Raw genomic sequence first — 20,280 nt, 5'->3', positions numbered from 1 at the left:
ACGGTGTAAAACCACCATCTTAACATGTCATGGTTGATCACCCACTTGATCGCCAAGGCCATAATAGGAGGTTGCCATGCGCGCGATTTTTTTGGTCGATAACGGCTCGCTACGAACGCAGGCAACGCTTAATTTACGTCGCGTGGCGGCGTCGCTTAGTGAGCTTATGGGTGAAACCATACAGGCGGCTTCACTGCTGCACTCCAACAAAATTCCTGCTGAAGAGGTCGATGGCATTCCCGCTACCACCCTTGGCCCCGCCGCTGAGCGCAGTGCCGAACAAGGGGCGACAGAGATCCTGATCCTGCCGTTCTTTTTTGGCCCCAGCAAGGCACTGACTAGCTATCTGCCCGAGCGCATGGCCACGCTGCAAGAGCGCTTTCCCCATGTGAAGATACGTGTAGCCCCGCCCTTGGTGGATGAATTGGGGAATAACGACCTGCGCCTAGCCCAGCTGCTGGCAGACAATGTGCGCGAGAAGCTTCAACCAGCTACTAAACCTCATGTGGCGCTGGTCGATCACGGCAGCCCGATTCCTGACGTCACCGCCGTGCGCAACCGCTTAGCAGGGCAGCTTAGCGTGCTGTTAGCCGATGACGTAGCGTGTGTTGCTGCTGCTTCTATGGAACGCCGCGAGGGTGATGAGTACCGCTTTAACGAGCCGCTACTGGAAAACTTGCTGGTGTCACCCGAGTTCAATGCAGGCCCGGTCATCCTGGCGATGCTGTTTCTTTCGCCGGGGCGCCATGCGGGGGAGGGTGGCGATATCGCTGAAATATGCGCGGCGGCTGAGCAGCAGCATCCTGGGCTTTCTGTGACCACGACTAAGCTGGTAGGCGAACATCCAGGTATTGTCGATATTTTGCACTCTCGATTGCGTCAAGCGATTGATGATGAACGCTTTCTGCTCGATATCCCTGCCATTACCTGATGTGACTAAAGTCTTATGGGTGAATACAGGCCAAATAGCGCGTAGAATCGCGAGCCTTTCTATTGATTATCAATGACACGTTAACCGGGCTCCTTTTGTGATCGCAACCGCCAATATCACCATGCAGTTTGGGGCTAAGCCCCTGTTTGAAAATGTCTCCGTTAAATTCAACAACGGCCACCGTTACGGCCTGATTGGCGCGAACGGCTGCGGCAAATCCACCTTTATGAAAATCCTCGGTGGTGATTTGGAGCCCTCTTCCGGCCAGGTGATGCTGGATAGCAGCACGCGGTTAGGTAAGCTGCGTCAGGATCAATTTGCGTTTGAAAACGAGCGCGTCATCGACACCGTCATCATGGGCAATGTCGAGCTCTGGTCGGTGGCTGCCGAGCGTGAGCGTATCTACTCCCTGGCAGAGATGAGCGAAGAGGACGGCATGGCCGTTGCTGATCTAGAAGTGCGCTTTGCCGAGCTGGATGGCTACACCGCTGAGCCCCGCGCCGGCGAACTGTTACTGGGCTTGGGCATTCCCATTGAGCAGCATACCGGCCCGATGAGCGAAGTCTCTCCCGGCTGGAAACTGCGCGTGCTGCTGGCCCAGGCACTGTTCTCCGACCCCGATGTGCTGCTGCTGGATGAGCCCACCAACCACCTGGATATCAACACCATCCGCTGGCTGGAAGACATTCTTAAAGCGCGCAGCAGCACCATGATCATCATCTCTCACGACCGCCATTTCCTGAATAGCGTCTGCACCCACATGGCGGATCTGGATTACGGCGAAATTACCCTGTTTCCGGGTAACTATGATGACTACATGACCGCCGCCACCGCTGTTCGCGAGCGCCAGCACTCTGATAACGCCAAGAAAAAGGCCCAGATTGCCGAGCTGCAGCAGTTCGTTAGCCGCTTCTCTGCCAACGCCTCAAAGGCCAAACAGGCTACCTCGCGAGCGCGTCAGATCGACAAAATTAAGCTGGAAGATATCAAACCTTCCAGTCGTGTCAGTCCGTTTATTCGTTTTGATCAGGCCAAGAAAATTCACCGTAATGCTGTCAATGTAGATGGCATCACTAAAAGCTATAACGGCGAGAAGCCGCTGTTCGAGCGCCTCTCCATGACCGTGGAGGCTGGTGAGCGCATTGCCATTATCGGCCCCAACGGCATCGGCAAAACCACGCTGCTGAAAACCCTGGCGGGCGAGCTGCATCCGGATGCTGGCGAAGTGAAGTGGACCGAAGCCGCTGATGTCGGGGTTTTTGCCCAAGATCATAGCGATGATTTTGCCGTTGATGCCACGCTGTTTGAGTGGATGTCGAGTTGGACCACCGGCGGCGAGCAGGTGGTTCGGGGCGCGTTAGGACGGATGCTGTTTTCCAGCGATGATATCGGCAAATCGGTGAAGGTCATTTCCGGTGGCGAGCAGGGGCGCATGCTGTTCGGTAAGTTAATCCTTACTCAGCCCAACGTGATGCTGATGGATGAGCCGACCAACCACCTGGATATGGAGTCTATCGAGGCGTTGAACCTGGCCCTGGAGAACTACCCAGGCACGCTGCTGTTTGTCAGTCACGACCGCGAGTTTGTCTCTTCACTGGCGACGCGCATTATTGATATGCAGCCGGAAGGTATTATCGACTTCAGCGGTAACTATGACGATTACTTGCGCAGCCAAGGCGTTGTATAAACGCGTTTAACCGATAATGCGTTGATAGGTTGCTTCTGTGGCGGGTTCTCGGTCACCATCGAGTAATTCGCCCTGAAAAATCTCAGCGGCTTGTTTGGCAATATCTACGAACACAATCATCTGCTGGTTGCGCCGCTTATGCAGCGGGGGTTTAACTAATAGGCTAATGCCTTTCACTTCGTGATTGGAATCACGATAGAGATCAGGCATCTCGCCGGGCAGGAAGGCATTGGCGATAGTCACCGGGTTGGAAGGTTGTTTGCCCGGCACATGGTAAACTTTGGTTACGGGGTCGTATATGGCCTCTACTTGGCGCAGCCAATCGGTTAACTGTTGCGTGGTTTCAGGCGAAGGGTTAGCAAATATCACAAACAAAGAGTGCTGTTTATGCGTTTTTTGAGGCTCTTTTGCGCTAACCGGTGGTACTTGAGCAGGCTCAGGAGGCGCGGTTGTTGCCTGCTTCGTCTCAGTGGAAGCAATGAACTCTGTTTGTGAACGTTTACGGCGTTGCGAAAGCATAAAGTAGAGAAACAGCGCTGCCGCCACCAGCCCTAAAATCAAGGATCCGCCAGCCAACAGTGTCACCATTGATGTGTTTTCCATCTCTCTACTCCCTCCTGTGAACCTAAAGTAGGTCCGCTAATAGCATTTTATTATGGCGACAGAGCTTAAGTTGTTGATGAAATGCGCATTAGCGCCGGTTAAGCCGCCAAATCGTTGCATTTAATGACAGCGCCAGCGCGACCCATAACCAGTAAGGCACCATCAGCCACGCTGCTAGCGTGCTGACTTGGGAAAATAGCGCAATGGCGATAGTAATTAATCCTAGTAATACCACAATGTCGGCCAGCGCGGCGGCTATTTGTTTACGCCCAAAAAACAGCCAGGACCACGCTGCATTGGCTATCAATTGCACTGCATAAACCACTAAGCTGGCTGTGCGCCATGTAGACGCGTCCGCCATATAAAGTCGCCACGCAGCGAGAGCCATCAATAAGTACAGGATGCCCCACGCAATAGGAAAGGCGATATCCGGTGGTGTCCAGCTCGGCTTACTCAGTTCGCGGTACCAGCTGTCAGGCCGAAAACGCGCACCGGTACTGGCGGTAAGGCCCACTAACAGGATAGAGATCAGCAACGCGATCAGCGAACCAAGCATTTATCACCTGTGTGTTAAAACGAAAGAATCAACAGCCTAGCAGTGTTTGAGAATAACCAGACATAAAAAAAGCACCACCTAAGTGATGCTTTTCAGCTGTAAGGGTTCAGCAATTCGCTAAATGAGTGTTGTCTTAACGCTGACGGTCATAGCCGTTATCCATAAACGGATAATCGGTGTAGCCCTTTTCATCACCGCCATAGAACGTCTCATGGTTCGGTTCGGTGAGCGGTGCATTAACGCGGAAACGCTCTGGCAAATCAGGATTGGCGATGTAAGGACGGCCAAAAGCCACGGCGTCAGTAGTATTTTCGCTAATACGGGCTTCCGCGCGCTCTGCATCGTAGTTGCCGCAGTAGATCAGGCTGCCGCTGAAACGCTCGCGCATCTGCTCGCGGAAACCGTCTGGGAAGGTGATATCGCCACCGGCCCAATTCGGCTCGTTCAGGTGCAGGTAGGCGAGGCCGCGCTTGGAGAGCTGCTCGGCCATGTAGAATGCCATGGCTTCCGGCTCATCGTCGGTCAAGCCAAACAGCTCGATAAACGGTGTCATGCGAATGCCCACCCGGTCAGCACCGTAAACGTCAATCACCGCGTCGACCACTTCCAGCGGAAAGCGAGCGCGGTTTTCCAGTGAGCCGCCATACTGATCGGTACGCTTGTTGGTGCCGGTGGCCAGAAACTGGTTAAGCAGGTAAGCGTTCGCCGCGTGGACTTCGACCATATCGAAACCTGCACGCTTGGCACGCTCAGCTGCCTGACGGTAATCCTCGACAATGCCGGTGATTTCGTCGGTTTCCAGCGCCCGCGGAGTGCTGGTGGGGTGCTGACCCGCGGTGCCGTCTTCAAACTCGACGAAACACTGGGCGCCTTCGCCTTTCAGCGCACTCGGCGCTACCGGCTGCTGGCCGTCGGGTTGAACCATTTCGTGTGAAACACGCCCAACGTGCCATAGCTGCAGCGCAATACGGCCGCCTTTGGCGTGTACTGCGTCAACAACGCCTTTCCAGCCCGCTTCCTGGGCATCAGTCCAAATGCCTGGGGTATAGACGTAGCCGCGGGCGGTGGGAGAGATATTGGTGGCTTCGCTGATAATTAACCCAGCCCCCGCCCGTTGGCCGTAGTAAGCTTCCTGCATCTTACCCGGTACGCTATCCGGCGTACGCGAACGGGTTAGCGGCGCCATGATCACGCGGTTAGGAATCGACAGGCTGCCAAACTGGGTCGGGGTAAACAGCGTTTCATACGCCATAGAATAAAACTCCTTTTGAAGCAGTTGATATCATCGTGGCGAACAGAATAGACCAGTTTACTAGTAAGCGCCAACGACGATGCTATGCTTTAGTAAATGGGGATGTAATGGGCGAAACAAACCCCCGCTAGTAAAATCAGGTGGGGTTCGTGACAAATATAAAAAGGCTCCATCAGTGCCGAGACTAAAACCAGTGGTAGCACTCTATTAATTTGCAAGATCTGCAGGCAGGTAAAGCTGTCAGCCGCCGTTATCGCAACCGGCGTATTGGCGAGTTTTTAAAAGAGTTGGATTTAACCGAAGGCCGTTCAACAGGTGTGCCGAAAATTCTTCGGGTCATGAAGGCGAACGGTTCTCCAGAGCCGGTGTTCGAAACCGACGATGAACGCAGTTACTTTTTGATTCGCTTACCCGTTCACGAGGGGTTTTCGGTTGAGAAAGAGGCAGTGACTGAAGTCACCCCCGAAGTCACCCCCGAGATTTTACGTCTGCTCAAGTCATTTGAAGGTGAGATGGGAAGAGCCGAATTGATGGCTGCGTTGGGGCTGCAAGACGAAAAGCATTTCAGAGAATATTATCAGCAAATCGCAATGAAACAGGGCTTAATCGAGATGACGGTTCCTGACAAGCCCCGAAGTCGCCTACAAAAATACCGATTAACCGCTTTAGGTCAGCAAGTGCTTGCCACCAAAGACACGCATTAATGAACAACGGCTCTATTATTTCCAAGGTCTGGAGCTTTTACGCCACGTTAGCCATTGTCATGGCGGGCTACTCATTCGTCGTGGTGCTGACTGTGGCGATGCACGAACAGGTGTAGCCCCAGGCAGAGCCCCATTGGTAAGAGCAGCAGCCAGACTCCGCCGCCGATCGGCTGCGCGCGCCACATCAGCAGTACCATGGCGACGCCCATCATTACCAAGCAAATAGTCATCATCCAGTGGTGAAGGCGGTTCATTTGGAGTCTCCTTGTGGGTTGTTTGTGGCGAAGCGCCGCTTGAGTAGCAGCGAGTTGCCAATGACGGAGAGAGAGCTTGCGGTCATGGCGATGACGCCAATCATCGGGTGCAGCAGACCAATCGCGGCGATGGGAATGGCTGCCACGTTATAAGCGCTGGCCCAGATCAGGTTTTGGACGATTTTGCCAAAGGTGGCGCGGCTTAGGTGCATGGCGTCTACCACGGCGGTCAGTTCGCCGCGCACCAGGGTCACATCGGCGGCCTCAATAGCCACATCTGCTCCCGCGCCGATGGCTATACCAACGTTGGCTTGCTTCAACGCTGCGGCATCATTAATGCCGTCGCCGACCATGGCCACGTGGTTGCCATGTTTCTCCTGAAGTTTACGGATGGCATCGACCTTACCTTCCGGCAACACCCCGGCCTGAACCTCGTCGATGCCCACCTCGTCTGCTACGGCACGGGCGGCGCGCTCGTTATCGCCGGTGATCATCACCACGTGCAGGCCCAGTTCATGCATGCCGCGGATGGCCTCTACGGATTTTTCCTTGAGGGTATCGGCCACTGCCACCAGGCCCAGGGCCTGACCGTCGGCGGCGACGATCACAACGGTGCGCCCTTTGCCCTCAAGCTCTGCCATGGCGTCATCCAGAGCCTCGAGGCCTGTCACGCCTTCCTCTTCCAGTAGTCGACGATTGCCGATCAGCACGGTTTCATCGCCCACCTTGCCCGAGACGCCCCGCGCTCCGGTGGAACGGAACTCGCTGACGTCACGAGGCTTCACATCGCGTTCCTTGGCACCCTCGACGATGGCCCGGGCGATGGGGTGTTCCGAGGCGTTCTCCACGCTCGCGGCCAGGGTCAGCAGGTGCGTTTCCTCGACACCTTCGGCGGTGACGGCATCGGTGAGCTTCGGCTCGCCGCGGGTAATGGTGCCGGTCTTGTCGAGCACCATTACCTTGACGTCCTTGAAGGTCTGGATCGCTTCGCCGGAGCGGATCAGGATGCCGCGCTCGGCACCGATGCCGGAGCCCACCATCAGCGCGGTGGGGGTGGCCAGGCCGAGGGCACAGGGACAGGCGATGACAAGCACGGCGACGGCGGCAATCAGGGCTAGCGTTGGGGTACTGGCATCTGGATTCACCCAAGGCAGGAAGGTCGCGCCCCAGTCCAGAATCGGCCGCAGTACGTCTGGAAACAGCGCCCATGCAATCAGGCTAGCCAGTGAAATAGCCAGTACCGCTGGCACGAAGCGGCCGGTCATACGGTCGGCGAATTCTTGGATTGGCACTCGTGAGCCCTGGGCCTGGTCGATAAGACGCACCACTTGGGAGAGAAAAGTATCGCCGCCGACGCGGGTCGCCTTGACCCGCAATCGGCCCTCCTTGTTGATGGTGGCGCCGATCACGCTGTCGCCGGTGCTCTTGTAGACCGGTATCGACTCGCCGGTGGCGAGGGATTCGTCGAGATGGCTCTCACCCTCGACCACTTCGCCGTCGGTGGGGATCTTATCGCCGGGGCGCACGATCATGATGTCACCGGGCGCGAGCTCTTTCACCGGCACTTCAATTTCCTCGCCGTCGCGCTCCACCCGCGCCGTCTTGGCGCCCAGTGTCATCAGGCGACGAATAGCCTGGGAGGCGCGCCCTTTGGCTAGTGCCTCCAAATAACGGCCCAGCAAGTGGAAGGTCATGATGGTGGCAGCCATCTCAATAAACGAGGTCATGGTGTAGACGAAGCCAACCAGGCCAATCAGGTAGGGCGGCAGGCTGCCCATGGAGATCAGCACATCCATATTAAAGGTGCCGTTTTTCAACGAGCGCCAGGTCGACTTGTGGGTGGCTGCCCCGCCATAGAGGAAGACCACCGGGAAGGCTAGCAGTGCCACGATGGCCAGATAGCCGGGAATTGGCTGCCAGAACATGTGCGGAATCATTAGCAGCATGATCAGGGTGGTGGGTATCGCGGCGATGATCAGTCGCTTGCGAGCTTGGCTTAGATAGGCCTCCTCGATCTCGGCGTCGCTCTCGGCGTCCTCCTGGTCACTCTGCACGGCAGCCACGTCATAGCCTGCTCCTTCGACGGCTTTCTTCAAGGTGTCACCATCGGGGCCGCTTGCTTCGATGGTCACACTGACATGGTGATTGGCGATATTGGTCTGAATCACGCCCACGCCATCAATGCGTTCGAGCGTTTTGCGCACGATGCCGGCGCAGTGGTCGCTGCCCATTCCGGGCACCGTCAGGGTGATCATGTTCGGGGTCGAATCGGACATCGTGTACCTCCTGCTGGCGTTGATGAGAGAACGGCCAGGGTTGGCCGTCCGTCCTATTGCCTACGCAGTGACATCCCGGTCAGTGGTGGGCGTCATGGTCGTCAGGATCGACGCCGCTCTCGGGTGTGGCCTGCTCAAGTTGCTGGCGCTGCTCGTCGCTCATTTGGTCATGCATGGCATTTCGCATGCGCACCATCTCGGCCATCATCTCGCCGTGCAACTCGGCCATCTGTCCGTGTAGCGCTTGAACCTCATCAGGGTCTGGGCGATCGCCGTGCATCTCCGCCATCAGGTCGTCGCGTAGGTTCATCATCCGCCCCATACGCTCGAACTGGGCAGGTCGGTGCTCCTGCATCAGCTCGCGCATCTCGCTGCGTTGATCATCGTCGAGCATCGACATCATGCCCATGCTGGCGCCGCCCATCATTGGGCAGGGCATCATGCCGCCACCCATCATTTCCCCCATCATGCCGGGCCCCATTCCGCCTTGGCCGCCGCCCATCATGCCGGAGCCCATGCCGCCCTCCATCATAGAGCGTCCCTGGCCCGCTTGGTCACCCATCATTCCCTGGGCGAAAGCAATGCCGGTACCACTGGCTGCGAGGGCCAGGGTGAGTCCGATGGCGAGAGTGTGCTTGCGAATATCCATGGTCGTTCTCCTTAGCGACAGGCCTATATCAAAGGCCGATGCCTGAAGTATTGAGGCTATGTGTAGCACCTAGGTCAATTCTCAATATGGCATTCAGGCATGCCTAAGGCATCTCAGGGCGTGAAAGTAGGCAGTTTGTTGACCTGTATCAATTTTGGTAATTCGGCAACCTGCCTGCTGCACTTGGGTTGCGTGTGTCTGTGAAGCCATGAAATACTCTTAATATCCTCCACTCGATAGTGATTACTTCTTTGTCATGAATTGCTCCGCTTTTAAATGGCTGGTTTGTTTGCTGATAAGCCTTGCCTTGGCGCAGCCATTGATGATCATGGCGATGGATCATCATGAAGATGAACCTTGTCTGTTCACTGACATTGATCTAGCCAGTGGAGCGATCGAAGTTGTTGGGTCGGTCAGCATTGGCGACCACGATGCCTCCCATATGGCAGAGTGCTGTATGCCCTGTGCTCAGTGTGCGGTAAATCTCGCGTTGCTTATCGAAGACGCAACCTCCGCCACGTCGACCTTGCCTCGTTATTTAGTTAACTGGTCACCAGCTCCGCGCACGCTCCTTGATCGCCCTCCTCGCGTTTAAACCTTCATCGCTGAACGTTCAGCTCGCCTATGGCGGGCCAAGATGATGATTTTAATCACGAGGAATATCCATGAAACGTCGCGAATTTCTTCGCTACACCACCCTGGGTGGTATCGCACTCTCTGGGTCTGGCCTATTGGTTCACGCATTGGCCGGACGACATACCCAGGCGTTACCAACAGCCCTGCTGGATAACGCTAGCATCCCTGCAGGACAACCCCTTCAACCACTGCCTCGGATTGCAAACTTGAGTGATCAGGTTGGGCGCTTTCAAAGTGTATTAACCCCCGCTGCCCAAGCGGTGCCAGTGAACGATGGGCTTGAGGCAAAGTTATTGCTCTACAACGGCAAAGTGTTGCCATTGATTGAGGTGCTCGAGGGGGATGAGTTAGATATTAACCTGATAAACGAGCTTGAGCAGGAAACGACGCTGCACTGGCATGGGGTGCCGGTGCCCCAGTCGCAAGATGGGGCACCCTGGGAAGCCGTATTGCCCGGAGAGTCACGACATTATCGTTATATCCTGCACAGGGGGAGTGCAGGGTTACACTGGTTCCACCCCCACCCACATGAAGGTACTGCGCGTCAGGTGGCTCATGGCTTAGCGGGTGCATTGTTGGTCAGGCCCCGATTAGACGTGTTGCCCGCGGAGGTGAAGGAACATTTGCTAGTGGTCAGCGACCTGCGCCTGAATATGAATGGCGAAGTGGCGCCCCATACCAGCGAAGATTGGATGAATGGACGCGAGGGGGAGCTTCTGTTGGTCAACGGCCAACGCGAGCCACGTCTTGATGTGGCGCCGGGCACTACCTTACGCCTGCGGCTGATCAACGCCTGTGCTGGCCGGTACTTGCGTTTACGCTTGGAAGATCACGAGTTGACCCTGATCGGTACCGATGGCGGGCTGATCGAGCGACCACAACCACTCGAAGAATTGCTGCTCACCCCGGGTGAGCGGGTCGATCTGCTAGTACGCATCAGCGAGAAATCTGAAAGGAGTTTTGAGCTGGCGAGTCATCCCTATACACGAGGTTGGATGGGGGCTAAGCCGGCACATCTGGACGAGATTGCTCCGCTATTATCGATTCATACCCTAAACACTGGCGTATACCCCGCCGTCGCGTTACCTGACCCCTTGTCCCATATCGAACCCTTGGGTGAACCAGAGGTGAGACGTCAAGTGGAACTGACCGAGGTGATGCCAGACCATGACAATCACGGTGCGGTGAATGGCGATTCGCATGCCAGCCACAGCGGCAGTGACAGCCATCACGGAACCCATGGGCCGGGGCATGGGGCGAGTCACGCTAGCGACGATGATAGAGCGGTTCGACCCAAGGTGGATTTTCTGATCAACGGCCGCGCCTTTGCCATGAACGACGTCCTGTTTGAGGGGCAGGTTGGCGAGGTAGAGGAGTGGGAAGTCTTCAATAACTCCCATATGGATCACCCCTTCCATGTGCATGGCACCCACTTCCAAGTGATCGCGACACGCGATGCAGACAGTGAGTGGCGAGACACGCCCTGGCTGGCCTGGAAGGACACCGTCAACCTGGCTTCTTATCAGCGCCTCAGGCTACGCATGGTGTTCCCCGAGCCCGGCGATTGGCTGTTCCACTGCCACATCATCGAACACGAAGAGCTAGGCATGATGGCGACGATCCGTGTGAGCTGAGCTTGCCTTGTTTTGCTTCGGCACTACGCGCTGGCTTTGCGTGGTGCTTGTCCACCTGACGACTGATAAGGATGTGGTGTCATGACCTATTATCGCTGGCCACTCGCCGTGGCCTTCCTGCTTACCTTGCTGACAGGTTGCTCCCGAGAACCGAGTAGTATCAGTCTTGAGCAACTGCGAGAGCAGACCCATATTCACGGCCTGGCCGTCGATCGAGCGGATAGCGAACGACTATGGTTGGCCACCCATCATGGCTTCTATGCCGTTGGTAGTGATGGAATGGCCCGCCGGGTCTCGCAGGAGACCCATGACTTCATGGGTTTTGCTCCTCACCCAGAAGAAGCCGAGACCTTCTTTGCCAGCGGCCACCCGGCCAGGGGAGGCAACCTCGGCGTGGTTAAGTCCCGGGATTCAGGCCGCAGCTGGTCACAATTAGCTATCGGCGTTGACGGCCCGGTGGACTTTCATCAGATGACTATCAGTGAGGCCAGTCCCAACGTACTCTATGGGGCCAATGGTGGCCAGCTCCAAGCCAGCCAGGATGGTGGTGCCAACTGGCAGATTCGCGCCCAGGCGCCGGCCGGGCTGATTTCCCTGGCTGCCTCGAGCCGTGATCCCGAACAACTCTATGCCGCCACTCAGACCGGGCTATTGATGAGCCCTGACGGAGGCGAACGATGGCGACAAGTATACCCTGAGCGCCGCCCTACGAGCCTGGTGGTGGCCAGCCAAGGAGAGCTTTATGCCTTCATGATAGGGGTAGGCTTGCTGAGAGTTGAGGAGGGCAGCCGGGATTGGGAGGTAGTCAAGCGCGGCTGGGAAGATCGCTATCTAATGCATCTGGCGCTGGATCCGCACGACCCGCAGCGTTTGGTAGCGGTTGATGATCTCAATCAACTGCTAATCAGTAATAACGGTGGGCGCGATTGGTCGCACCTCTAATGAATTGGGAGATACCACATGTTGCCCCATGTGGCGGTGTCGGCCTGTTGGGTGTTTGTCCGCGCGAACTTTCAGGGCTATCTCTCTGCACGACGCGACGAGAACTCGGTGCTGTGGCAACCGGGTGGAGTTGCACCGACGGCGAGCAGACCTTCGAGAGCTTATTTGCCGGTATCGATGTCGCAGAGCGCTATCTGCTGGTGCAGTTTTATGACACGACTGCACATAAATAACTACAAGTGTAGGGAGGTGTAATCAACTTGTTGCTAGTGCCGCTGCCAAGGCCAACGCCGTTTGGCGGGAGTGTCGATCTGCTGCAGTGCACTCGAAAGCGGCAACATAATGGCACCCAACTGGCGATAGCAGACCGCGCTGCTGAGCACCCCTGGGCACTGTTTGAGTAGCAGCTCGCATTGTTGTGAGGCGATATAGAGCTGTTCGGTGACGGCTGGGGCAAACAGCGGCTTGGACTGTTGGCCGCAGCGAGTGAGCTCCCGCGACAGCATGGAAAGCATGCTGGTGTCCATCCAGCAGGGCAGCGGGTCTTCCAAGCGGCCAGCAATAGAGTGCTGAACCGCTTCAAAAGAGGTGCGCAAAAATATGACCGTTTGGCGAAGTTGCCGCTGCTCGCTAGTCATCCCACTAATCCCTCACGCCTGACTGTCTATTTAATAAATAAAGAGAGTGTTTCTCATTTGCATCTCAGTTGACGATAGCGCTACTCCATTGACCTGTCAATGCTGCGACTATTAAGACGCAATAGCTTATGAGCGCGCCTCAAACAGCTGCCAGTCGTTATTGGTCAGCGGTTTTGCTCCGTTTTCAGTCACCATCACGGTGTCGCTTATGCCAACGCCCCACTGGCCGGGCACACGTAGGCAGAGCGGCAGGTGAAACACCATATTGGTTTCAAAAGTGCGCGCCTGCCCTTTGGCGATAAAGCCGGTGCCCTCCACCCAGCTAGGCGGGAATTGTGCCCCTACGGCATACCCAAACACCCCAGAGAAGAAATATTGTTCACGCTGAGGGGCGAGCAGCGCATCAGCCGCCTGGGCAGCGGCATCAAAGGTATTGCCAGGCCGCATGGCGTCGCAGAGCGCTTCAAATAGTGAGCGGCACAGATCCCGAGTGGCGGAGAGCGCCGAGTTTGGAGTACCCGTCACCGCGGTACGCATCATGGGTGCCGTATAGCGTTGATAGGCAGCACCGAACTCTAGGAAAACCGGTTCGTTAGGCTGAATGACACGCCGCTTATGGTTGACGTGTATCACGCCAATACGGTGTCCGCTGGTCACAATGGGCTGGAGGCTCATAAACTCGCTGCCGTTTTCCAACAGCGCTTTGGCGCCCACGGCGGCAATATCGTTGTCGGTCATGCCGGGGCGAATACTCTGTATCGCGGTCTCTAGCCCAAGAGCGGTGATTCGTGCGCTCTGTTGCAGCATCTCAAGTTCGGCGGGGCTTTTTATAAGTCGAATCGTATCGACCACTGCGCCTGCTTCGCTAAAGCGCTCACGGCCGATAGTCTGCATCAGCGCATCGATTACCCCAAAGCGTAGCCCGCTACTCCAGCCATCAATACCAATTTTCGAGCAAGGGGAAAGCAGGTCTGCCAGCGGTGTGATGATTTCATCCAGGTTTTCCCAGCGGTAGCCGATGATCTCATCGACCCGAGCGGTGACCACCGCTGCACCGGTTTCAATGGAGGCGACTTGTAGCACTAGCCGCGCTTGGGTGCAGACTAGGCAAGCGTGCACCGAAACTTCAAAGGTATGGTAGCCGGTGAGGTAATTAATATCGGCGGGGTCGGTAAGCAGCAGCGCATCTAATCCCTGCTCTGTCATGGCATTGCGCACCTTCTTCAGGCGCGCCTGGTATTCGGCAGCGGGAAAAGGCAGCTCGCTCTGGGCGAGTGTTTCCGGAAGGGTTGTGCGGTAGTGGTGGTAATCCATAGCGACCTCCTTTAATAGGTAAGGTCAGTATAGGCACCTCCTTTAAGCCCGCTTTTATCTGCCTCAACGCTAGCGAGTGAGTAGAAAGAGCCCTTGAAAGAAGTAGAAGACTCCAATGCCTGTGACAATCCAGCGTGTCCAGGTGCGAAAGTTCGCATCGGTGAGACGCTGCAGAATACGGTTGCCGGTGTGGGTGCCAAAGATCGCAAAGGGCGCCGCGAGCAGTACGATGCCCCATTCGCCAGCACTAAGTGCGACGGCGGCGCCTAGGTAGAAGATAATCTTAATACTGTGCGCCACCACCTGAATCATCGCCTTGGTCGCCACGACTTGGCGGCGATCCATGCGTGAGCGCACAAAGAATATATCGATCAATGGCCCAGAAACCCCCGCGGCTATGGTCAATCCGCCGGAAGCAATGCCACAGCAAAGCGCGTGGCTGGCGCGGTTAGCATCCAGGTGAAACCAGCGCTTGGGCATCCACACCAATATCGGCATTAGGCCTATCAACAATGAGACGCTGGCCGCATTGGGGCTGTAATTGAACAGTAGAAGCAGGCCTGCGGCGCTAAGCACTCCCAGCGTCATAAAGGCGACGATACGCCAGACAATAAAATGCCTTGAAAGCCATGCCCGCGACCCATTCGCGGTGAGCTGAATAACCCCGTGCACGGCCATGGCAGTCGCTGCTGGAAAGATCAGTAGCAGAAACCACAGCAGTACCAATCCGCCCGCCATACCAAACACCCCGGAGAGCATTGAGGTGAAAAACACCACGCTAACCAGGGCGGCCCCCATCCATAGCGACATCGGCAGCGTCCTTAACTACGACAAAACGGCCAGACCTGATAAAACCTGCGGCACTGAAACTCTGCTTCACAGCTATTGAGTTGGGCTTGGTAACGGTTGGCGCGTGCGGCTACTTGGCTGCCTGCTCTTAGCACATGAGACTTACCGCGATAGCTGCCCCGTTGGTAGCCCCCCGCGCCTTCGTGATAGGCGTAGTAGAGGTGCTCAGGATTGTTGAGCGATATGCCCGCCTGCTGTTGGGAGCGGCGGTTGTACCAGCCAATAAAGTCGGTGGCATGTTTCATATGGGTGCGCCGGGCAAACAGGCTGCCCGCTTGGTCTTGGTATTCGCCCCAAACCGGGTCTTGCGCCTGGGCATAGCCCCTGGCTGAGGAGGGGCGCGGCCCCGGTATAAAGCCTAGGTAGCGCTTGCGATCAGGGCGGACATGGCTGCGAAACGAAGACTCCTGCTGGATAAATGACATCTGGGTAGCAATCGGTGTCCCCCATTTTTCTTGTGACTCCCGTGCGTAGTCATACCAGCTAGGCTGTTCACGAAATATCTCGCATATATTGCTCTGATCCTGGGGGGGATTGGGCGCAAAGGTGGCACAGCCAGAGAGAAATAGCACAGTAGCCAGCGATGCCCAAAGACGTAGCCTAACGAAGGCCGCTGGGAAGCGGGATGAGAAATCAGCGGTAAAGCGTTCAGTCAAACCATCAACAGGGTGACGCATAAAAATTCCTTGTGGATAAGTCCTTGAGAATCTGTGGGTAAGCTTTTAATAACCTGTTTTCAGCAAGTCAGGCTAACTTGCCCCTAACGCAGCAGCGCCTCTAGGCAGCGACGCAGCCGCTGGGCTTCGCGCACTAACGTTTCACCTGAGAGCATGCCCACGCCCATCACGAGACCCGATCGTAAATCACCCTTCGCGCATACCGGACTCAATGGACGCACAATTAAGTGCTCTTTTAATAGCGTTTGCGCTATCTGTACGTCGTTGATACGCGGCTCAAATTCAACGCATAGGCTAATGGCGCTGCTAGGAGGCGAAACGCCGCGCACCTGTGGTAACGAGCGTAACTGATCATGTAGCACCTGCTGACGGCCTAAATAGTCGCGCTGAATACGTCGGCACCAGGCATCTAAATCGCCATCAGAAATAAACTGTGCCAGCACGGCCTGATCCAACATGCGTCCTTCGCGAAACAGCTCGCTGCGCAGGCGATTCATCGGCCCCGCTAAATGGCGCGGCACGACTAAATAACCTAACCGCAGCCCTGGAAACATCATCTTGGAAAACGAGCCCACCAGCAAGTGGCGCTCCGAGTGTGGGTCGAACAGCAGGTTAGGGTGGTCGTCGCGATTGAACTCGTAGTCATCTTCGACAATATAAGCAGGTGCTAAGGCATCGCACAAACGTTGTTTGTCGGCAGCGCTAGTGGGCACGCTGAGCGGGTAGTGGTGAGAACCCGTGAGGTAGGCCAATTTTACTGGGCCCGGATCAACCGGTAGCGAGTGCCCTTGGCCGGGCTGCCAAGCCAGCATCTGGATCTCTAACCCCGTCGCGGTAAACACATTGCGTGCGCCCCAATAACAGGGGGACTCCATGGCAACGGTATCGCCAACATCGGCCAGCGCCATGGCACATAGCTCAATACCGTTATGGGTGCCGTCGGTAATGATAATTTGCTCAATATCGCAGTTAAGGTTGCGCCAGCGTGCCAGAAAATCGCGTATCGCACGCTTCAACGGGCCATAGCCACCGGTGGAGTAAGAGAGCAGCAGAGCATTTTGCGGTACCGTCACGCTGGCATAGAGCTGGCGCCATTTGCGCATCGGAAACTGGGCAATATCGGGAATACCGGGCACAAAAGCGCCGCTTTGAACAGTACTCGCACCTGGCCAACGCAACACTCGTTGTGCACGCTTTGATAGCTGCGCGCTTGTAGTTTTTGAGACAGCAGGGGTCGACACTTTACAGCTCCAAGTGCCACTGCCATGAGAAGTCGTAAGTAGCCCTTCTTTAAGCAGCGTCGCAACGGCTAGTGACAGTGTATGCCGAGCAACGCCTAGCGCTGACGCTAGTTGCCGGTGAGAAGGTAGGCGAGTCTGGTTAGGCCACTCCTGGGTAACTGCTTGTCTCAGCGCTTGCGCTATTCGTACTTGTTTACTTAAGCGTTCAGGTTGCTGCACATAGTGTTTTAGAAGTTGTTGTAAAGCTGACTGGCTATTCATGCTTATCCTCACCGTCATGATGTTTACCAATTTTCAGTAAAACAGAAAAGTGGTCTGGTTGAACGCAAAAGTGGTGCATTCGCTTGCAACCACATTACTGCTAGCTTGGATAAAATATTATTAATCAGGAGATATTCATGAGCTTTATTGAACAGTGGTTGCACGATGGCGTCGCTGGCCTGATCGGCGAAGAGTGGCGTATCGTGAAACAAACCTTTGCGGTGGATAACCCCGCCACCGGCGAAACGATTGCCCGTGTGGCCGATATGGGCGCGGATGATGCCCGTGACGCCGTCGCCGCTGCCTACAACGCCGGAGCCGCCTGGCGCGCTACGCCAGTGAAGCAGCGCTCGGCACTGCTACGCCGCTGGTTTGAGCTAATTAATGAATACGCCGACGACCTGGCCCGCCTGATGACCTTAGAGCAGGGCAAGCACCTGGCGGAAGCTAAAGGCGAAGTGACCTACGGCGCGTCGTTTATTGAGTTTTTTGCCGAAGAGGCCAAGCGCATGGCCGGTGAAACACTGCCCAGCCACGGTGCGGATAAGCGCCTGCTGGTACTGCGTGAGCCGGTGGGTGTCGTCGCGGCGATTACCCCGTGGAACTTCCCGCTGGCGATGATCACTCGTAAGTGTGCACCGGCCCTGGCCGCAGGCTGCACCGTGGTCATCAAGCCCGCCGAAGCCACACCGTTAACGGCCCTTGCCGCTGCTTACCTAGCCCTGGAAGCGGGCCTGCCTGCGGGCACCATTAACGTCATTACCGCCTCAAAACCGGCAGCGGTGGGTGAAGTGCTCACCACTGATCCACGGGTGCGTAAAGTCTCGTTTACCGGTTCGACCCCGGTGGGCAAACACCTGCTGGCCCAGTGCGCCAGCACGGTGAAGAAAACCGCCATGGAGCTGGGTGGCAACGCGCCCTTTATTGTTTTTGACGACGCCGATGTGGACGCCGCCGTAAACGGTGCAATCGCCTCTAAATTCCGCAACGCTGGACAAACCTGCGTATGCACCAATCGCTTCCTGGTGCAGGACGGCATTTACGATGCGTTCGTCAGCAAGCTCACCGAGCGTGTGAACGCGCTAAAAGTAGGTGATGGCTTAGTGGAAGGCAGCATTATCGGCCCGCTGATCAACCAAGCAGCGGTAGATAAGGTGCAGCGCCACGTGGACGACGCGGTCAACCAAGGTGCGCGGCTGCTTTGCGGCGGTAAGCCCCATGCCGCCGGTGAGCGCTTCTTCACGCCCACAGTGCTGGCGGATGTCACCACCAAGATGGCCGTAGCCGATGAAGAGACCTTCGGCCCGGTAGCACCAGTGTTCCGCTTCCACCGCGATGAAGAAGCCATCCAGATGGCCAACGATACTCCCTTTGGCTTGGCGGCCTACTTCTACGCCACCGACTACCGGCGCATCTGGCACACCATGGAAGCGCTTGAGTACGGCATGGTCGGTGTGAATGAAGGGCTGATCTCCACTGAACTTGCGCCATTTGGCGGCGTGAAAGAGTCCGGGCTGGGCCGCGAAGGTTCACACCATGGGCTAGATGAATTTACCGAACTTAAGTACGTCTGCGTTGGCGGCCTGTAAAGAGAACGATGATGACTAACCAAGAATTGAACGACCTGAAAATCCGCTACGTGGCCAACGGTGCTGCCACGCCAACCACCCAGTTTGCCGAGCGTGCTGAAAACGCCGAGCTGTGGGACGCCGACGGCAACCGCTGGATCGATTTCGCTGGCGGTATCGGTGTGCTGAACCTGGGGCATCGTCACCCGAAGATTGTTGCCGCGGTAGAAGCGCAGCTCAAGAAAGTTATGCACACCAGCGCCGCGGTGATCTCCTACGCGCCCTACGTGCAGCTGTGCCAAAAGCTCTGCGAACTAAGCCCGGTGCGCGGCCCCGAGCGTAAGGCGATGTTGGTCAATACCGGCGCCGAAGCGCTGGAAAACGCCGTGAAAATTGCCCGCGCGGCCACTGGTCGCACCGGCATCATCACCTTCGACGGCGCCTTCCACGGCCGCACCATGATGACCCTGGCGATGACCGGCAAGGTGCTGCCCTACAAGAACGATTTCGGCCCGATGCCGGGCGACGTGTTCCGCGCACCATTCCCCAATCCGCTGCACGGCATTAGCGAAGAAGCCTCGCTAAACGCCATTCGCACGCTGTTCAAGACCGATATCGCCCCGCACCGCACGGCGGCCATCGTGATTGAACCGGTACAGGGCGAGGGCGGCTTCTACATCGCCTCGCCGGATTACCTGAAAGCCCTGCGCGCCCTGTGCGACGAGCACGGCATTCTGCTGATCGCCGACGAAGTGCAGTCCGGCTTTGCCCGCACCGGCAAGCTGTTTGCCCTGGAACATAGCGGCATTGAGGCGGATATTCTCACCACTGCTAAGAGCTTGGCTAACGGCATGCCGCTTTCTGCCGTAGTAGGCAGCGCCAAGGTAATGGACGCCTCTGGCCCTAACTCCCTAGGCGGCACCTACAGCGGCAACCCACTCTCCTGCGCAGCAGCGCTGGCGGTGATTGAGGTGATCGAAGAGGAGAATATCCTGGCCCGCAGCGAGCAGATGGGCAAAATGCTGGCCGAGCGTTTCGCGGTTTGGGAAGAGCGTTTCCCCGCCGTTGCCCACGGCCGCCAGTTAGGCGCCATGGCAGCGTTTGAGCTGCTTGATAGCGAAGGGAAACCGGATACAGCGCTCACCGGTGCGCTGTGTGCCAAAGCCCGCGAGAAAGGCTTGATCCTGCTCTCCTGCGGTTTCTACGGCAACAGCATCCGCATTCTGGTACCGCTGACGGTTTCTTCTGCGGTGTTAGAAGAGGGCTTGAGTATTATCGAACAGTCCCTGGAAGCGCTTAGCTAATATCGTTTAAGCAACACCTAACCCGCCCTCGTCAACAGCGAAAGCTGTTGACGAGGGCGGGTTTTTTTATATGCGTTGAAAGTCCTAGGCTGAAATAGTCAGCCGCCCTAAGTACACAGTGCTAAGCTGGGTTTGGTAGGGTGGATGAGTACAATCGCAAGACAGGTAACCTCCCAACAGTGGGGGTATTGTCAAATGCAGCAGAAGCACAAGGTTTGAATATGCAGCCTAATATAAGATTAATGCATATAAAAATCATAAGCTTGGGAGAGCGTGCAGGCTGCATTGTTCGGACAGTAATGTC

20 protein-coding genes are annotated in these 20,280 nt (G+C 56.5%); 8 read left to right on the top strand and 12 right to left on the bottom strand.

Features of this window, described 5'->3' with window-relative positions:
* Positions 1-76 precede the first annotated feature (76 nt).
* Together ACXUPB_RS18940 and ACXUPB_RS18935 are read left to right on the top strand one after the other, a co-directional pair.
* Positions 77-931, top strand: coding sequence for a sirohydrochlorin chelatase (locus tag ACXUPB_RS18940; RefSeq protein ID WP_472954020.1), 855 nt, complete (start codon positions 77-79; stop codon positions 929-931).
* Positions 932-1,028: 97 nt separating this feature from the next.
* Positions 1,029-2,618 carry an ABC-F family ATPase gene (locus tag ACXUPB_RS18935; protein WP_035560816.1) on the top strand — a complete coding sequence of 530 codons (1,590 nt, stop codon included), beginning with the start codon at positions 1,029-1,031 and terminating at the stop codon, positions 2,616-2,618.
* Positions 2,619-2,624: 6 nt separating this feature from the next.
* Here the strand turns inward: ACXUPB_RS18935 and ACXUPB_RS18930 are convergent, their stop codons facing one another.
* The 3 genes from ACXUPB_RS18930 to ACXUPB_RS18920 all read right to left on the bottom strand — a co-directional run bounded on the left by ACXUPB_RS18930 (position 2,625) and on the right by ACXUPB_RS18920 (position 5,029).
* Complete coding sequence (locus ACXUPB_RS18930; protein ID WP_472954018.1) at positions 2,625-3,221, bottom strand: cell division protein ZipA C-terminal FtsZ-binding domain-containing protein; 597 nt, start codon at positions 3,219-3,221, stop codon at positions 2,625-2,627.
* Positions 3,222-3,309: 88 nt separating this feature from the next.
* Positions 3,310-3,777: a TspO/MBR family protein gene (locus tag ACXUPB_RS18925; RefSeq protein ID WP_472954016.1), complete on the bottom strand. Its 468-nt coding sequence runs from the start codon at positions 3,775-3,777 to the stop codon at positions 3,310-3,312.
* Positions 3,778-3,910: 133 nt separating this feature from the next.
* Positions 3,911-5,029: an alkene reductase gene (locus ACXUPB_RS18920; protein ID WP_472954013.1), complete on the bottom strand. Its 1,119-nt coding sequence runs from the start codon at positions 5,027-5,029 to the stop codon at positions 3,911-3,913.
* 212 nt (positions 5,030-5,241) lie between these two features.
* Here ACXUPB_RS18920 and ACXUPB_RS18915 point away from each other — a divergent pair, with 212 nt between their 5' ends.
* A complete protein-coding gene (locus ACXUPB_RS18915) occupies positions 5,242-5,733 on the top strand; it encodes a Fic family protein (protein ID WP_472954010.1) in 492 nt (163 codons plus the stop codon).
* Between the two features lie 71 nt (positions 5,734-5,804).
* Here ACXUPB_RS18915 and ACXUPB_RS18910 read toward each other — a convergent pair whose 3' ends face one another.
* The 4 genes from ACXUPB_RS18910 to ACXUPB_RS18895 form a co-directional block, all read right to left on the bottom strand.
* On the bottom strand, positions 5,805-5,987 hold the full coding sequence (locus tag ACXUPB_RS18910; protein WP_472954009.1) for a hypothetical protein: 183 nt from the start codon (positions 5,985-5,987) through the stop codon (positions 5,805-5,807).
* On the bottom strand, positions 5,984-8,263 hold the full coding sequence (locus tag ACXUPB_RS18905; RefSeq protein WP_472954006.1) for a heavy metal translocating P-type ATPase: 2,280 nt from the start codon (positions 8,261-8,263) through the stop codon (positions 5,984-5,986). Before ACXUPB_RS18905 ends, ACXUPB_RS18910 begins: the two co-directional genes overlap by 4 nt.
* Before the next feature lie 79 nt (positions 8,264-8,342).
* Positions 8,343-8,912: a Spy/CpxP family protein refolding chaperone gene (locus tag ACXUPB_RS18900; RefSeq protein ID WP_472954004.1), complete on the bottom strand. Its 570-nt coding sequence runs from the start codon at positions 8,910-8,912 to the stop codon at positions 8,343-8,345.
* Positions 8,913-9,060: 148 nt separating this feature from the next.
* Entirely contained in the window at positions 9,061-9,258 is a 198-nt protein-coding gene (locus ACXUPB_RS18895; RefSeq protein ID WP_472954001.1) for a hypothetical protein, read from the bottom strand.
* Between ACXUPB_RS18895 and ACXUPB_RS18890 the strand changes: the two genes are divergently transcribed.
* The 3 genes from ACXUPB_RS18890 to ACXUPB_RS18880 all read left to right on the top strand — a co-directional run bounded on the left by ACXUPB_RS18890 (position 9,247) and on the right by ACXUPB_RS18880 (position 12,124).
* Positions 9,247-9,507, top strand: a complete 261-nt coding sequence (locus tag ACXUPB_RS18890) for a hypothetical protein (RefSeq protein ID WP_472953999.1) — start codon at positions 9,247-9,249, stop codon at positions 9,505-9,507. The genes ACXUPB_RS18895 and ACXUPB_RS18890 overlap by 12 nt on opposite strands.
* Positions 9,508-9,577: 70 nt before the next feature.
* Positions 9,578-11,182 (top strand): multicopper oxidase family protein, encoded by a 1,605-nt coding sequence (locus tag ACXUPB_RS18885; RefSeq protein WP_472953996.1) that lies wholly within the window; start codon positions 9,578-9,580, stop codon positions 11,180-11,182.
* Between the two features lie 81 nt (positions 11,183-11,263).
* On the top strand, positions 11,264-12,124 hold the full coding sequence (locus ACXUPB_RS18880) for a F510_1955 family glycosylhydrolase (protein ID WP_472953993.1): 861 nt from the start codon (positions 11,264-11,266) through the stop codon (positions 12,122-12,124).
* A 266-nt stretch (positions 12,125-12,390) separates the two neighbouring features.
* On the opposite strand, the gene ACXUPB_RS18875 is transcribed toward ACXUPB_RS18880, so the two are convergent.
* The 5 genes from ACXUPB_RS18875 to ACXUPB_RS18855 all read right to left on the bottom strand — a co-directional run bounded on the left by ACXUPB_RS18875 (position 12,391) and on the right by ACXUPB_RS18855 (position 17,104).
* Complete coding sequence (locus ACXUPB_RS18875) at positions 12,391-12,762, bottom strand: hypothetical protein (RefSeq protein ID WP_472953991.1); 372 nt, start codon at positions 12,760-12,762, stop codon at positions 12,391-12,393.
* A gap of 126 nt (positions 12,763-12,888) precedes the next feature.
* A complete protein-coding gene (locus ACXUPB_RS18870) occupies positions 12,889-14,076 on the bottom strand; it encodes a M24 family metallopeptidase (protein ID WP_472953989.1) in 1,188 nt (395 codons plus the stop codon).
* 69 nt (positions 14,077-14,145) lie between these two features.
* Entirely contained in the window at positions 14,146-14,886 is a 741-nt protein-coding gene (locus ACXUPB_RS18865) for a TSUP family transporter (protein ID WP_472953987.1), read from the bottom strand.
* Between the two features lie 11 nt (positions 14,887-14,897).
* Positions 14,898-15,602 carry a transglycosylase SLT domain-containing protein gene (locus ACXUPB_RS18860; RefSeq protein ID WP_472953985.1) on the bottom strand — a complete coding sequence of 235 codons (705 nt, stop codon included), beginning with the start codon at positions 15,600-15,602 and terminating at the stop codon, positions 14,898-14,900.
* An 83-nt stretch (positions 15,603-15,685) separates the two neighbouring features.
* Positions 15,686-17,104 (bottom strand): aminotransferase-like domain-containing protein, encoded by a 1,419-nt coding sequence (locus tag ACXUPB_RS18855; protein WP_472953982.1) that lies wholly within the window; start codon positions 17,102-17,104, stop codon positions 15,686-15,688.
* A 137-nt stretch (positions 17,105-17,241) separates the two neighbouring features.
* On the opposite strand from ACXUPB_RS18855, the gene ACXUPB_RS18850 reads away from it, so the two are divergent.
* Together ACXUPB_RS18850 and gabT are read left to right on the top strand one after the other, a co-directional pair.
* The gene (locus ACXUPB_RS18850; protein WP_472953980.1) at positions 17,242-18,693 is read left to right on the top strand and encodes an NAD-dependent succinate-semialdehyde dehydrogenase; all 1,452 of its coding nucleotides are present in this window, start codon (positions 17,242-17,244) and stop codon (positions 18,691-18,693) included.
* Between the two features lie 11 nt (positions 18,694-18,704).
* Positions 18,705-19,976 carry a 4-aminobutyrate--2-oxoglutarate transaminase gene (gene gabT / locus ACXUPB_RS18845; protein ID WP_472956762.1) on the top strand — a complete coding sequence of 424 codons (1,272 nt, stop codon included), beginning with the start codon at positions 18,705-18,707 and terminating at the stop codon, positions 19,974-19,976.
* Positions 19,977-20,280 lie beyond the last annotated feature (304 nt).

The sequence above is a fragment of the Vreelandella sp. DA03-1M genome, assembly GCF_055725665.1.
Note: the sequence above shows the minus strand (reverse complement) of the source record. Positions and strands in the feature narration are given on the sequence as shown.

Excerpts from the sequence above, each read along its gene's own strand:
- ACXUPB_RS18850 (WP_472953980.1), top strand. The coding sequence starts at position 17,242 with ATGAGCTTTATTGAACAGTGGTTGCACGATGGCGTCGCTGGCCTGATC.
- ACXUPB_RS18895 (WP_472954001.1), bottom strand. The coding sequence starts at position 9,258 with ATGATGATCCATCGCCATGATCATCAATGGCTGCGCCAAGGCAAGGCT.
- ACXUPB_RS18875 (WP_472953991.1), bottom strand. The coding sequence starts at position 12,762 with ATGACTAGCGAGCAGCGGCAACTTCGCCAAACGGTCATATTTTTGCGC.
- ACXUPB_RS18940 (WP_472954020.1), top strand. The coding sequence starts at position 77 with ATGCGCGCGATTTTTTTGGTCGATAACGGCTCGCTACGAACGCAGGCA.
- ACXUPB_RS18865 (WP_472953987.1), bottom strand. The coding sequence starts at position 14,886 with ATGTCGCTATGGATGGGGGCCGCCCTGGTTAGCGTGGTGTTTTTCACC.
- gabT (WP_472956762.1), top strand. The coding sequence starts at position 18,705 with ATGACTAACCAAGAATTGAACGACCTGAAAATCCGCTACGTGGCCAAC.
- ACXUPB_RS18870 (WP_472953989.1), bottom strand. The coding sequence starts at position 14,076 with ATGGATTACCACCACTACCGCACAACCCTTCCGGAAACACTCGCCCAG.
- ACXUPB_RS18885 (WP_472953996.1), top strand. The coding sequence starts at position 9,578 with ATGAAACGTCGCGAATTTCTTCGCTACACCACCCTGGGTGGTATCGCA.
- ACXUPB_RS18930 (WP_472954018.1), bottom strand. The coding sequence starts at position 3,221 with ATGGAAAACACATCAATGGTGACACTGTTGGCTGGCGGATCCTTGATT.
- ACXUPB_RS18905 (WP_472954006.1), bottom strand. The coding sequence starts at position 8,263 with ATGTCCGATTCGACCCCGAACATGATCACCCTGACGGTGCCCGGAATG.
- ACXUPB_RS18925 (WP_472954016.1), bottom strand. The coding sequence starts at position 3,777 with ATGCTTGGTTCGCTGATCGCGTTGCTGATCTCTATCCTGTTAGTGGGC.
- ACXUPB_RS18910 (WP_472954009.1), bottom strand. The coding sequence starts at position 5,987 with ATGAACCGCCTTCACCACTGGATGATGACTATTTGCTTGGTAATGATG.
- ACXUPB_RS18880 (WP_472953993.1), top strand. The coding sequence starts at position 11,264 with ATGACCTATTATCGCTGGCCACTCGCCGTGGCCTTCCTGCTTACCTTG.
- ACXUPB_RS18855 (WP_472953982.1), bottom strand. The coding sequence starts at position 17,104 with ATGAATAGCCAGTCAGCTTTACAACAACTTCTAAAACACTATGTGCAG.
- ACXUPB_RS18900 (WP_472954004.1), bottom strand. The coding sequence starts at position 8,912 with ATGGATATTCGCAAGCACACTCTCGCCATCGGACTCACCCTGGCCCTC.
- ACXUPB_RS18890 (WP_472953999.1), top strand. The coding sequence starts at position 9,247 with ATGGATCATCATGAAGATGAACCTTGTCTGTTCACTGACATTGATCTA.
- ACXUPB_RS18920 (WP_472954013.1), bottom strand. The coding sequence starts at position 5,029 with ATGGCGTATGAAACGCTGTTTACCCCGACCCAGTTTGGCAGCCTGTCG.
- ACXUPB_RS18860 (WP_472953985.1), bottom strand. The coding sequence starts at position 15,602 with ATGCGTCACCCTGTTGATGGTTTGACTGAACGCTTTACCGCTGATTTC.